The sequence below is a fragment of the Leucothrix arctica genome (assembly GCF_003172895.1).
Classification (GTDB): Bacteria; Pseudomonadota; Gammaproteobacteria; order Thiotrichales; family Thiotrichaceae; genus Leucothrix; species Leucothrix arctica.
Window position 1 is genome coordinate 23,017 of sequence record NZ_QGKL01000018.1, and the last position, 12,956, is coordinate 35,972.

The 12,956-nt window shown below is 42.2% G+C and carries 10 protein-coding genes and 3 pseudogenes; 6 read left to right on the forward strand and 7 right to left on the reverse strand.

Annotated features, from left to right (window positions below):
- Positions 1 to 111: 111 nt before the first annotated feature.
- The 4 genes from DKT75_RS05820 to DKT75_RS05835 form a co-directional block, all read right to left on the reverse strand.
- Positions 112 to 1,770 (reverse strand): BCCT family transporter, encoded by a 1,659-nt coding sequence (locus tag DKT75_RS05820; protein WP_109822491.1) that lies wholly within the window; start codon positions 1,768 to 1,770, stop codon positions 112 to 114.
- 192 nt (positions 1,771 to 1,962) lie between these two features.
- The gene (locus DKT75_RS05825; protein ID WP_109822492.1) at positions 1,963 to 4,476 is read right to left on the reverse strand and encodes a CoA transferase; all 2,514 of its coding nucleotides are present in this window, start codon (positions 4,474 to 4,476) and stop codon (positions 1,963 to 1,965) included.
- A gap of 83 nt (positions 4,477 to 4,559) precedes the next feature.
- Entirely contained in the window at positions 4,560 to 6,182 is a 1,623-nt protein-coding gene (locus DKT75_RS05830; RefSeq protein ID WP_211665197.1) for a GMC family oxidoreductase, read from the reverse strand.
- Positions 6,183 to 6,229: 47 nt separating this feature from the next.
- A complete protein-coding gene (locus DKT75_RS05835) occupies positions 6,230 to 7,744 on the reverse strand; it encodes a CoA-acylating methylmalonate-semialdehyde dehydrogenase (RefSeq protein WP_109822493.1) in 1,515 nt (504 codons plus the stop codon).
- Positions 7,745 to 7,858: 114 nt separating this feature from the next.
- On the opposite strand from DKT75_RS05835, the gene DKT75_RS05840 reads away from it, so the two are divergent.
- Complete coding sequence (locus tag DKT75_RS05840; RefSeq protein ID WP_109822494.1) at positions 7,859 to 8,794, forward strand: LysR family transcriptional regulator; 936 nt, start codon at positions 7,859 to 7,861, stop codon at positions 8,792 to 8,794.
- Here DKT75_RS05840 and DKT75_RS22195 read toward each other — a convergent pair.
- From DKT75_RS22195 to DKT75_RS05855, 3 genes and pseudogenes are all read right to left on the reverse strand, one after another.
- Positions 8,763 to 9,276 (reverse strand): annotated as a pseudogene (locus DKT75_RS22195) (IS256 family transposase); the annotation flags it as partial. The gene DKT75_RS05840 and the pseudogene DKT75_RS22195 overlap by 32 nt on opposite strands.
- A 75-nt stretch (positions 9,277 to 9,351) precedes the next feature.
- Positions 9,352 to 9,615, reverse strand: a complete 264-nt coding sequence (locus DKT75_RS05850; RefSeq protein WP_146201325.1) for a hypothetical protein — start codon at positions 9,613 to 9,615, stop codon at positions 9,352 to 9,354.
- Positions 9,616 to 9,704: 89 nt separating this feature from the next.
- Positions 9,705 to 10,055 (reverse strand): sugar nucleotide-binding protein, encoded by a 351-nt coding sequence (locus DKT75_RS05855; RefSeq protein ID WP_109822496.1) that lies wholly within the window; start codon positions 10,053 to 10,055, stop codon positions 9,705 to 9,707.
- Between the two features lie 72 nt (positions 10,056 to 10,127).
- Here DKT75_RS05855 and DKT75_RS05860 point away from each other — a divergent pair, with 72 nt between their 5' ends.
- The 5 genes and pseudogenes from DKT75_RS05860 to DKT75_RS05880 all read left to right on the forward strand — a co-directional run.
- The gene (locus tag DKT75_RS05860) at positions 10,128 to 11,141 is read left to right on the forward strand and encodes a ChaN family lipoprotein (RefSeq protein WP_109822497.1); all 1,014 of its coding nucleotides are present in this window, start codon (positions 10,128 to 10,130) and stop codon (positions 11,139 to 11,141) included.
- A 58-nt stretch (positions 11,142 to 11,199) separates the two neighbouring features.
- Positions 11,200 to 11,375 (forward strand): annotated as a pseudogene (locus DKT75_RS05865) (IS3 family transposase); the annotation flags it as partial.
- A gap of 679 nt (positions 11,376 to 12,054) precedes the next feature.
- Positions 12,055 to 12,207 carry a hypothetical protein gene (locus DKT75_RS05870; protein ID WP_211665206.1) on the forward strand — a complete coding sequence of 51 codons (153 nt, stop codon included), beginning with the start codon at positions 12,055 to 12,057 and terminating at the stop codon, positions 12,205 to 12,207.
- Between the two features lie 48 nt (positions 12,208 to 12,255).
- On the forward strand, positions 12,256 to 12,486 hold the full coding sequence (locus DKT75_RS05875; RefSeq protein WP_109822498.1) for a hypothetical protein: 231 nt from the start codon (positions 12,256 to 12,258) through the stop codon (positions 12,484 to 12,486).
- A gap of 285 nt (positions 12,487 to 12,771) precedes the next feature.
- A pseudogene (locus DKT75_RS05880) lies at positions 12,772 to 12,956 on the forward strand (IS481 family transposase); the annotation flags it as partial.

Below are 12,956 nucleotides of genomic sequence, written 5' to 3' on the forward strand. Positions count from 1 at the left end.
CTGAAATCCAAGTTATAACGATAGAGTCAATGAAAAAAGCCAGTTCAATTAGTGAACTGGCTACATTGACCATCGACCTGTTTAGGTCATAACACATAAATATAACAATATTTAATCCACTGTGTCAGGAGTTGTTCTCATATTCTCTTTACCACGTAAGCCATCTCTGCAAATAGCTTTAACCAATGATATGCACATAAGCACCATCACAAGAGAGAACGGTAACGCGCCAATGACCATAGCAGTTTTAATGGCTTGTAAACCACCCACTAGCAACAGCGCAGCAACAACTAAACCTAGTGCAACGCCCCAAAAAATTATATGTAAACGCGCTTTCGGCCCTTCATCACCCGCAGCATTAATAGTATTTATCACCAATATAGCCGAATCTGCAGTTGTAACTAAGTATGTTATTAACAATACAACAATCATTACAGTCATCAGCCAAGAAAAAGTACTAGAAATGGGCTCAACCATATAATTAACCATCGCAAAGATTTTATCGCCATCTGTTACCTTAGCAATCACACCGTTTGCCATACCATTTAATTCTAAATCAATAGCTGTACCACCTGCCCATGTAAACCAAACAAAACACATGATGGAAGGAATAATCATTGCACCTAACACGAACTCTCTAACTGAGCGTCCTTTAGAAATTCTCGCTAGGAAAAGACCTACGAATGGAGCAAAAGCGACCCACCAAGCCCAATAGAACACAGACCAAGAACCTTGCCAACCAGCAAGTTTATCACCGACTTCAGTACCGTCTTTACCCCAGACACCAAACAATAAATCAGGTAAAGCAACAGCATAGTCTATCAAACCATAGAACATCGCAGTTAAACCGAACCAAGTCGCACCAAAAATAATGAAGAAGCCTAATAATAAAATACTAAGTACCATATTGATGTTAGATAACCACTTAATGCCTTTACCCACACCAGAAAGCGCAGATAGAGTAGAGGCACCCATAATTACCACAATGGCAAACATAATGGCAGCAGATGAGGCTGTGCCAGCATCGTTTAATAACCAGTCACCAACACCGATTCTATGAACACCTGCCACAAACTGTTCAACACCGAAGCCTAAAGTCTGTGCTACCCCTAAAATAGTCGCGACAACCGCGACAATATCAATAATGTGACCAAGAGTCCCCGAGAGTGATTTTCCGAATAAAGGTGTGAGTGCAGAACGGATGGTAAGCGGCAGATTTCGTCTGTAAGAAAAGAAGGCTAATGACAAACCAACAATCGCGTAACATGCCCATGCACTAAAGCCCCAATGCAGGAATGACCACTTATAGGCATTACGAATATTTTCTTGAGTAGCACCCGCTACCAACCCTTGAATAACCTCTGGATTATTATTCCAGTGATACATAGGTTCAGCCACGGACCATGTCAACATTCCCACACCAATGCCCGCGCCGAACATCATAGAAAACCAAGAGAAACTGGAAAACTCGGGTTTATCGGAGTCTAGGCCTAGTTTCAGCCTACCTGCAGGTGGCCAAGCAGCCAGTACAACACATACGAGAACGAACAGGGCAACGACCCAGATATACCAAGTCGCGAAATTCGATAAGATAAATGAGTTGATTGTTTTTAGAATACTTCCCGACCCTTCAGGGAAAGCTAAAGCCCAAAGAATAAGGGCTGTGATGATAAACTTTGCTGGTAATGTAACGCTACGAATGAATCCACTATAAAAGCCACTATTAGCCGTACCAATCGGCAGATCCGTGATAGGTTCCTTGATCTCCATTTTAAACTCCTCTGTATTATTAAAAGTAAGCTTTCATATTTCGAGTTAAAACATGTAAAAAGTCTTAACCAACAAACGTAATAAATAGAAAACCTACGTCACTCTTAAATATAAATTGTCCTCTTGTCTTATGACTGAACCTTGTATGCACTTATAAAATAAGTTCATTCAAACCACCCATAGTGGTTACTACTAAGTTGGAAGATACTCATTACTCCAACTTTCACTTATTTCATCTGATAAAATCATCGACTCAATCAAATCGTCTGAATAACCTAGCTCTTCCAAAATATTACGAGTAGATGCACCATATTTTTCAGATGGATTTAGTGCAAACACCTTCCCGCGTACGGAACGTACTGCATATGGGTCCAACTGAACAACTTCATGACCACTAGGATGATCTGGGTAAATTGAGAAGGAATAGCTACCTTTGTCCGTTCCTGGTAAACCATCAGCCATTCGCGAATTTTGTGCGCGAAGTGCATCAAGATTCTCACAGATGGTCACGGCGATATCCGCAGTCTTTAAACGTTCCACCCATTCATTAGCAGGTTTACTTTGAAACGCCGACGCCAAATATCCAGCACGCTTCATAGCAGGCAGGTCAGGCAGTTCCTCTAAGCCTTCCACATTTGCAAATCTGAATAGATCTCGCTCATAAGCATTTAATAATATGTAAACACCAGAGGCTGTACTGTAGAAACGGTGCAGTTCATCATAACCGGTCACATTTGGCCCAGAGGGTTCATCAAATAACCCTCGATTTTTAAAGTCGTAAGCAAAAGGTATTTGTAGAAGACTACTATTTGATACTAAAGAAGTACGCCCCCTCCCAATGCGCCCAAAGCGGTATTTTTGATACAAGGCAGCAGCAATGCTAAGTGCTCCACCAAAGCCACACATAACATCAATAGTACCTACATGCGCATGCTCTTCAGGGCGATCCATTGCACCGCCGAAACGAAGCATAATACCTGTTGATGCCTGAACTAAGTCATCATACCCAACATAGTCAGTTCTAGCGCCAGGCTTTACACCCGAGAAGCAATCAAGTTTGCTAAAGATTACATTCGGGTTAAGTGCTCTTAAGCTGTCTACATCAAGCCCCATCGCCTTGATTTGATTATCAGGTGCATTCCAAACAATAACATCGACACTTTTTATAAGATCGTCAAGTACTTGACGACCATGATATGACTTCATATTAGCGAGTAAAGACCTCTTTCCTCTCATCTGAGAAAAACCATAGATGACCGTATTCCAACTATCATAAAGTGGTTGAGCCGGATCAAGCTTAATAACTTCAGCACCAAAGCGGGCTAGATAACTTGTCGAATGTGGCCCCGCTATAACATTGCACAAATCGAGAATTCGTACCCCTGATAACCATCCTTCGGATACAATCTGCTCATCTACTTTTGGAAGCTCAGTCTTATGCTCTTTTAAAATACTTAGAGCTTCATCAAAGTCCACCCATCGTCGAGGAGTCGGCGTCAGTGTTTCTTCACCACTTTCTTCTAACCACACAACAGCACCTGGTTGTGTCATGAGTCCATATTCAGGGTCCTCAACCTCAATCATCAAACCAGAGTGTTCCGCATATTCGTCATGAATCCACTCTTGAAGCCAACGTTGTGGTGCTCCTGGGATACCTCCACGACCAAATATCTTTTTCCACTCATGTGACGTTCTTGTTATAAAGATTGCCTTCATCCGCTTAGCAATTTTATCTGCCCAGTGTTTCGGCATTGGGTATACACCCAGCGAAGCATCTGTAGACCATTCAGCATAAGGCTTATAGGTATCTTCTTCAGATTCAAGACCTTTTGCAGTCAATTCATCATAGAGCCCTAGCGCCTCAAGACAGCGCTTTGCATGATATTTATGACTCGGGCAAACAACATAAAACATGCGGCCATCTTTACACATATAACTACGATAAAATGGATCTAAGAGTTCTTGTAAATCATCGAAACCGATATTCATCGGCAGGCCTTCGACACGCCTTCGCTCGATTTCGATTTCACGTTGAGTCAGATACCTTTCTGGCATGTCTGAAACTTGAAGTGAGTTGTAACAAAGACCCTCCATGACCGCAGCAGCCAATGGGACCTCAATCTGATCACCCAATCCGGTTACTTGACGTGACTGCAAAGCAAGTACTGCGGCCGAAGCGGCAATTTGAGAAGCATAAGCAGATGCAAGTGGCAAAGGTGAGAAAGAAGGATTCAGCCCCATCAATACACGATTTAGACCCATATCAGTAAATACACCTGAACTTGCAGCAACGATGCTTTCATATGCTCTAAGCTCTCTTCGCTTTTCATCATTCGACGCAAAGCCTGGAATAGATAACGTGATAAGCTCAGGTCTTTCGATACGCATTGCCTCCAAGTCAATTCCAAGCTCAGACATTTTTCCCGGACGTGAATTCTCAATAATGATGTCTGCCTCAGCACAAAGCGCTTTAGCTTTTTTCAAGCCTTCATCAGATTTTAAATCTAAATTTATAATAACTTTGTTACGGTTTAACGTAGCATTTGCTGGACTGACCCATGCTGGTCCACTGGGAGGGTCAATCTTAACAATACTAGCCCCTAAATCACCTAGTAGCATCCCCACTGCGGGACCTGCAATATATTGACCGAAATCAATCACCTTCACTCCAATCAGAGGAAGTTTTGATGAAATTGTATGATGCATATTCTCTCCAACTAATAAACTAAGGGAGGCTCCCCCTTTTCTGTAACTTCTAGTTCTCTACACGCTAAAACTTAGTTTTGGTATTACGTCTGATCAAAATGGTCTTCTAGAATCATTTTCGCGCCACGAGCAGCCAACATGATTGTTGGTGAACTTGTATTGCCAGATGTAATTGTTGGCATGATCGAGGCATCTACGACTCGCAAGCCTTTCAAGCCTCTAACACGTAATCGACTATCAGTTACCGCCGTAGGGTCGCTATCTTCGCCCATTTTGCAGGTTCCAACAGGGTGAAAAATAGTTGTACCCACATCACCTGCAGCTTTCATCAACTCTTCATCTGTCTGGTATTCGCTACCAGGCAAGTATTCCTGAGGATTGTAAGGCGCTAAAGCCGGCTGCTTGAGGATATGACGTGTCAAACGCAAGGCTTTAACTGCTTTGAGACGATCAGTTTCATGCGTCAGATAATTTGGGGCGATTTTTGGTGCACTATGAGGATTTTTGTCAGTGATAGTCACAGTACCGCGAGACTGAGGACGTAAGTCAGCAACACTCGCTGTAACAGCGGGGAAAGTATGCAGTGGATCACCAAATTTATCTAAAGACAGCGGTTGAATGTGAAATTCCAAGTCGGGCGTAGCAACACTTTTATCAGAGAATGCAAACAGGCCAAGCTGACTTGGCGCCATCGTTAATGGACCACTACGATTGAAAGCATACTCAAGTCCCATCATAGCCTTCCCCCATAAGCTGTTAGCCGTTTGATTAAGCGTTTTAATGCCCTCGACCTTCAAAACTGTGCGTAACTGCAGGTGGTCTTGTAGGTTCTTTCCTACACCAACTAATTCATGTTTAACCGGAATATCTAAATGACTTAATTGCGCAGGATCACCAATGCCAGAACGTTGTAAAATAGCAGGCGAACCAATTGCTCCTGCCGACAAAATAACTTCTTTGTTGGCCATGACCACACATTCTTCACCGCCATGAATAAACTCAACGCCATTTACCTGCTTGCCTTCCATAGCCAACTTATCTGATAAAACGCCTGACATGATGGTTAAGTTTGGTCGATCTCGGATTGGGTCTATGAAACCTCTTACCGAGCTCCAGCGAGTACCTCTTTTTTGATTCACATCAAATTGACTCACACCAAAGTTATTTCCTTCATTGAAGTCACTACTCGAAGGAACGCCTGCTTGCGTTGCAGCAGCTGCATAATGATCTAAAATCTCCCACGACAAGCGTTGCTTTTCAACGCGCCACTCACCACCAGAGCTATGACTTTCGTTATTGCCACGCCAAGAGTCTTCGACTTCTTTGAATACAGAAAAGCAATTATCCCAAGACCAAGAATCATCTTTCGTTAGCGCTGCCCATTCATCGTAATCACGTGCTTGGCCCCGTAAATACAGCATTGCATTAATTAAAGTACTACCGCCTAACCCCTTACCACGTGCATAAATAATTGAACGCCCATTGAGGCCTAGCTCAGGCTCAGTTTTATAACACCAATCTGTCCGAGGATTATTTATGCAATAAAGATAACCAACAGGAATCTTAGTCCAAATCCACTTTTCGTCATTACCTGCTTCCATCAAAAGCACAGTGACATCTTTGTTTGCGGAGAGACGATTTGCTAGCACACAACCAGCAGCACCGCCTCCTACGATTACGTAGTCATAGCTACCCATTTTTTTCATAAGATGCATCCCCAAGTTCTATATAAATAATATTGATTAATAATGACTTAGTTCACCGGCATGGCGAACTCTGGGCCCTTCGAATCGCTATCTGGCCAGCGTTGCATAATGCTTTTATAGCGGGTATAAAAACGGACACCTTCTTCACCATAGCAATGGTGATCACCGAACAAGCTATTCTTCCATCCACCAAATGAATGCCAAGCCATGGGAACAGGGAGTGGAACGTTAATTCCAACCATACCTACCTGAATACTTTGACTGAATGCACGAGCAGTACGGCCATCTCTGGTATAACATGCAACGCCATTAGCAAACGGGTGAGCGTTAATTAGCTCAACCGCTTCTGCAAAGGTATCCACTCGTACCACTGCTAAAACTGGGCCAAAGATTTCCTCCTGATAAATTTTCATATCAGTTGTAACGTTGTCGAATAGAGTGGGGCCCAAGAAGAAGCCTGATTCGTACTCTGGGACAACTAAACCACGACCATCCATTACTAACGTTGCTCCTTGCTCCACTCCACTTGCGATGTAACCTTCAATGCGTGCTTTGGCTTCAGCGGTGACGATAGGTCCCATATCAGCACCTTCAACCTCACCATCGTTGATGTTTAATATTTCAGCGCGCGACTTGACTTTCTCGACTAGGTCGTCACCTACCTCACCAACAACAACAGCAACTGATATCGCCATGCAGCGCTCACCAGCAGAACCATAAGCTGCGCCGATCAAAGCATCTGCTGCCTGATCCAAATCCGCATCTGGCATCACGATCATGTGGTTTTTAGCACCACCTAGAGCTTGTGCGCGCTTACCTTGCTGAGCTGATGTCTCGTAGATGTAACGAGCAATTGGTGTGGATCCTACAAAGCTAATAGCCTGTACATCGTCATGGTTTAGTAGCGTATCAACGGCAAGCTTGTCACCCTGAATAACGTTAAACACACCATCAGGTAAACCTGCTTCTTTAAATAGTTCTGCTAGTAGCAAAGAAGGCGAAGGGTCACGCTCAGAAGGCTTTAAGATAAAACTATTACCACAAGCAATTGACAGTGGAGCCATCCACATAGGAACCATGAATGGAAAGTTGAATGGGGTAATACCAGCTGTTACGCCCAATGGCATACGCTGACTCCAATTTGCAATATCTCCACCCACATTATCTGAGAACTGACCGTTAAGTAGATGTGGAATACCACATGCAAACTCTAGAATTTCTTGCCCGCGTTGTACTTCTCCTTTAGCGTCAGGAAAAGTTTTACCATGCTCACGAGTAATCAAACGGGCAAAGTCATCTGTATACTGACTGACCAATTGATTCATTTTAAAAAGTACCCGAGCACGCTTCTGTGGAGCAAGGCCACCCCATTTTAACTGTGCTTCAACAGCATTACTTACTGCTTCATTAACATCTTGCTCGCTAGCTAACTGAACTTGCCTTGCTACAACACCATGTGCTGGATCCCATATTTCTGCGAACCGATCAGAACTGCCCGATTGTGTCTTACCATTAATCCAATGAGTCACGGTTTCTGGTGCCTTGATGTAAGAAATACTCATAGCTGGTCCTTCTAATTTAAGATATATTTATGTTGCTAATCATTAAGCGTCACACTACCACTTAAGATCCAATGATTAATTCTCTTAACCGTTATGAGCATTCGTTATATATAAATGAAAAACTACAACCTCGAAGCATTTATTGTTGTCGCACAAGAAGAGAATCTCACCCGCGCGGCTGAACGCCTGTATCTCACTCAATCTGCACTCAGTCTGCAAATTAAAAAACTACAGGAACAACTTCAACTCACACTATTTGAACGTGTACCACGTGGAATGAAGTTAACTAGTGCAGGACAACGCCTATTACCAATCGCTGAAATAGCATTACAAGCACAAACTGACTTTGGCAATGCCGCAGCAGAACTCAACAATGCTGTTAGTGGACATATGCGGCTTGGTACTATCCTTGATCCTGAGTTTTTGCGATTGGGTAATTTTTTATCCGAGCTGACTAAACGGCACCCAGCCGTAATGCTAGAACTTACTCATGGTATATCTGGTTCGATCGCAAGCATGGTTGAACACAAAAAAATAGATGCTGCTTTCGCTCTGGGGGAGCCAGATCTAAAAGATCTTCACGAAAAATTTCACTTAATTAAACTAACCGATTTTTCCTACCGTGTTGTAGCGCCGGCAGGCTGGAAAAAACTCATTGAAGGTAAGGACTGGAGGGATTTGGCTCAACTACCATGGATTGGGACTCCACCCAGCTCTATACATTACCGGCTACTTTCCAAGGTGTTTGAGGACCTCGGTGTTAAACAAAATATTATATCTAACGTTGATTTGGAGCCTTCGATGATGGAGTTGGTTCGTTCTGGAGTAGGACTTTCTCTGGCTCGACATAGCCATGCGCTTCAGGCATCACATAGACATGGTGTTGTTATGTCAAATGAAGTTTCACTGGATGCTAGTTTATGTTTTATTTGCCGTAAAGATCGATACAACGATGCGTTAATTCAAGCAACTTTGAAAACAGTTAAAAACATATGGCTCAATTCAGATATAACAAACATCAAAGTTGAGACTGTAAATTTAACTGTGTAAGTGCCGATTTCCAATTGCGAATCGTCATATTCCATTTTTTCGAGGCTTCTTGAATCGCCAAATAAACGACTTTCTTTGCCACATCATCGTTTGGAAAGAGTTTTCTATTTTTCGTGGATTTTCGAATTACTCTGTTCAACGATTCTATCGCATTGGTCGTATAAATCGCTTTTCGGATATCCTTAAGGTAGAGGAATAGTGTGTTCAAGTTTGCCCAGTGGTTGCGCCATGAACGGCTAATGAGTGGGTATTTTCTAATCCCATTTTTTTGCAAACTATTCTAGGGCTAGCAGAGCCTCCTCTTCGGTTACAGACTGGTAAATCCGCTTCAAATCAATGGTAACTTCACGGTAGTCTTTCCCAGGTAAAAATTTGAGAGAGTTGCGTACCATATGGACAATACACAGCTGTATTTGAGTCTTTAGGAAGACGATATTAATCGCTTCTGGGAACCCTTTTAGGCCATCAACGCAAGCAATTAATCCCAAACGATAAGTACAAAAATAGTGGGATACAGATACAGTATTTAATAGCATTCCTAAAGGACTTCTTTTCGCTCATGACTTAGCAATATCACAGTGACACCTCAAGTCCAGCTGAACACCTTCAAAATTTACGCCCGACTTAAACGAAATATTTTCACCCGCATCAATCACCCAATACTTCATCATCTCCAATCCAAATGCTGCACGACTCATCACCTCATCTCCCACCACATTCATCGTGCCGCTAACGTCCGTAAACTCAGTCGCCAATTGACACAAAGCATGTGACAAACTATCAACCCAAATAGGTTGCCGAAGCACATAATCAAACAACACCAACGGCTCTCCCCTAGCTAATTATTCACAAAAGCCTTGAGTACCACGGTCAATCTTCTCCAAGCCATAAATCAGAGAAGTTCTAACAATTACCGAACAGGGGTAACGGTCAATACAGCACGCTCACCAGCAGCCTTGGTTTCGCCATAGATATTTATAGGATCAGGTATTGCTGATGCTTCGTGGTTGATTACATTCATCAGCTCATCACCACTGCCAGGATTAACCGCTGCGGCATGAATAATTGCAGTTGGGCGCACTGCTTCCACTACATGCTTAATTGCACCTTTATCCGAAAGATCTAATGCAACAGCTTGTGCAGACGTTATGACTGAATCAGTTTTTCTTGCTGTACCAATAACCTCGCCATACTGTAATGCAATCGGTACTAAACGATGTGCCAGATAACCACTAGCGCCAGTAATCAAGATTTTATTCACCTAACTCACTAGTGGTAGTGGACTTCTTTTCATTATCTGCTGCAATGGTAGCCATTATCAATAGAGAAGAAAATGATGATTAAGCGATTAGCAATCCTAAGCAGCCTCCTGCTCTTACTCAATGGCTGTGCACTAAACACCCGATCAGGTGAAACACCTTCACCAGCGACAACCAACCTAACAACCGCTTACGACTATCAACTACTAAGCCCAAATTACCACCCTATCTCATTATCAAAAATAGTCTCTGCCGCTTCCAAAGCTGACGTAGTATTTATCGGTGAATACCACGGCAACCACGCCTCTCACATACTTCAAATGCAGCTACTAGAAAAGCTACACAACGCTAAAAAACAACAAAGGCGCCCTATTATTCTTTCAATGGAACAGTTTGAGCGCAACCAACAAACCATCCTAAATGATTATCTAAGCAATAAAATCGGCGAACAATATTTCATCGACAAAACCCCAGCATGGAGCAACTACAAAGCCAGCTATCGCCCTTTGGTTGAATACGCTAAACAAAACGACATCTCAATTGTAGCCGCCAACGCACCAGCGGATATCGTTCGCTGCATTGGCCGAGTTGGTGAGTCTTATATCAACAAACTCTCCTCCGATAAAAAACAAACTATCACCAACAAGCCATTCGCAGAAATCCCACGCTACGCAAATAAATTCTTTGGTGTAATGGGCTTATCAGGGCATGCCGTAGCAGGCAAACGCATGCAACAAAGCTACCTCGCACAACTCACTCGAGATAACACCATGGCGGAGTCAATTAACAAAGCACTAAAGCAATCACCAAATATCCAAGTAGTACACCTCAACGGCAGTTTTCATAGTGCAGAACACTTAGGAACGGTGGGTGCTTTAAAACGGATGAATCCGACACTTAAAGTATTAATAATTACGCCTATCCACAAAGAACAATTTGCTGAACATAAAAAGAAACACAAAAACACCGATGACTATCATTACTTATTGAACAGTCAACCTAAGGCATTTGTAAATCCAGAAAACATGAAAGCTGCACATACAGCGATGTTTGCCAAATCAGCAGCGAAGTCTAAATTGTGTGAATAAGACTCCTTCGAATGGTCATTCGATTCAGTCACGTGTTTACGCGGAAGATCCGAATATATGGCGTTGTCGAATGACTCAGAGCATGAGTCGACTAGGGAATTGTTGGGATAATGCGCCTATGGAACGATTTTTTAGGAGTCTAAAAACAGAATGGGTACCAACGGAGGTATTTCACCTAATGCTGCTGAAACACATTATTGGAATTCCTCTAACATTGTGGCCAGTTTTACTTGACCACTACAAAGCGATGTTATATTTATTTTGTAAGCCGAACGACCATGCGCTTATTGAAATGGCGGATAGCAATAAAGCCATCGTCAGTATAAGTACTTTTTCTATCGATAATATTTATATCTAATTCCTTCCCATGCATTAAGTAATTTACTTTTTTATTAAAATCAGCAATTTAAAGACAATTAAAATGATACCTGATTGTATTTTTGGGTAAACCTAACACCTAAGAATAAATTAGACGCCTTCCTCCTGATTTAATTAATCATAATCCAGTAATTAACAATTATTAAATAAATTTAAACAAAAAATACTCACCTAATACTTAATGCAATCAATAATATCCATTTATTGTCGACAGTTACTTAAACGCCTTATTTTTACGAAAAATACCACGTAAGTTAGACCTAAGAAAAATGAAATTAAGGCACTCCCTGAACCAAAAACCATTAAAGAAACACAAGCGCGTGAATGAGCTCCCAAACGAGGTCGGACATGAAATTTATTGTTCTCTAAGGGTAGTGAAGTAGCTTCTACAGTCCTTACAGTTACCTAAACTTGTGATATAAAAAGTCTACGTATAGATTATATTTGAATAGTCCAAACGTAGACTTAAATTATGAATCAGCAACCTGCAACAAACACCTTTAGTCAATGAGATAAACAAGGCCGCCTAACAGTGATGACCACAGGTAGAAAGGGTACATACAAAACACCTTACGGCACAATCGAGTTCACACACACCAAACGTGCCATCAGTAATATTTTAGAAAATGTTTTGGATTTAAACTGCCCGTTACGTTTGCCAAAGCCAATGCAGCATGGCGAGACTTGAAACGTGTCGGCAGAAACCTACACTTAATTGACGAAAAGGCCTTAGCTCATGATTGAACAAGCAGACTTTGCTACGACTCGCCAAGGTTCAGTGAAGACCTCAATTTTACTGGCGGGCGCGATTTCACTAGCAGCCAACTATTTGATATCAAAGCGTCGTGACCTACCAAGACAACAGATCAAGCTAGAAATAGCAAACATTCCAAGCTACTCACGCGAGCCACGTGCGCTCCAAGTAAACTACCCGATGGATACAACGACAGTCCAGATAGTGAACTGACAAAAAAGGCATTAAAAATGACCTATGAGAGCAGAAGAAAAATTTGTATTAGCCCCTAAGGAGGTGATCAGTATTTCGGCTGACGTTAAAGTATTTAACCACTTCATCAATGGTCATCTGACCTTTACTGGCATGAATGTCTTCACGACATTTTAAGTGTTGTGCGAGCGTTATGGTGAATATTCATAATTGTTTAGATCCAACTGGTTATGGGCTTTCTAAATTTGATAAACTATACCATGCTCGTCAAGTGATGAAAGATCTTTTAAACTCTGGAAAGCAAACATGAATGTTCATCGTAACGCTCGAACCACTCCTAAGACTCGTGAAGAAATTCATGCCAGTAAAGGCCATATGACCATTGATGTGGCAGCAAAGCACTTTAATGTAAGTCGTGGCACGATTATAAAGTGGCGTAAGCGTAAGAACTTCAATGATAAATCTCACCGACCTAACCGGTTGAACACCGC

Coding starts and splice junctions, on each gene's coding strand:
- DKT75_RS05820 (WP_109822491.1), bottom strand. CDS start 1,770: ATGGAGATCAAGGAACCTATCACGGATCTGCCGATTGGTACGGCTAAT.
- DKT75_RS05825 (WP_109822492.1), bottom strand. CDS start 4,476: ATGCATCATACAATTTCATCAAAACTTCCTCTGATTGGAGTGAAGGTG.
- DKT75_RS05830 (WP_211665197.1), bottom strand. CDS start 6,182: ATGAAAAAAATGGGTAGCTATGACTACGTAATCGTAGGAGGCGGTGCT.
- DKT75_RS05835 (WP_109822493.1), bottom strand. CDS start 7,744: ATGAGTATTTCTTACATCAAGGCACCAGAAACCGTGACTCATTGGATT.
- DKT75_RS05840 (WP_109822494.1), top strand. CDS start 7,859: ATGAAAAACTACAACCTCGAAGCATTTATTGTTGTCGCACAAGAAGAG.
- DKT75_RS05860 (WP_109822497.1), top strand. CDS start 10,128: ATGATGATTAAGCGATTAGCAATCCTAAGCAGCCTCCTGCTCTTACTC.
- DKT75_RS05870 (WP_211665206.1), top strand. CDS start 12,055: ATGACCACAGGTAGAAAGGGTACATACAAAACACCTTACGGCACAATC.
- DKT75_RS05875 (WP_109822498.1), top strand. CDS start 12,256: ATGATTGAACAAGCAGACTTTGCTACGACTCGCCAAGGTTCAGTGAAG.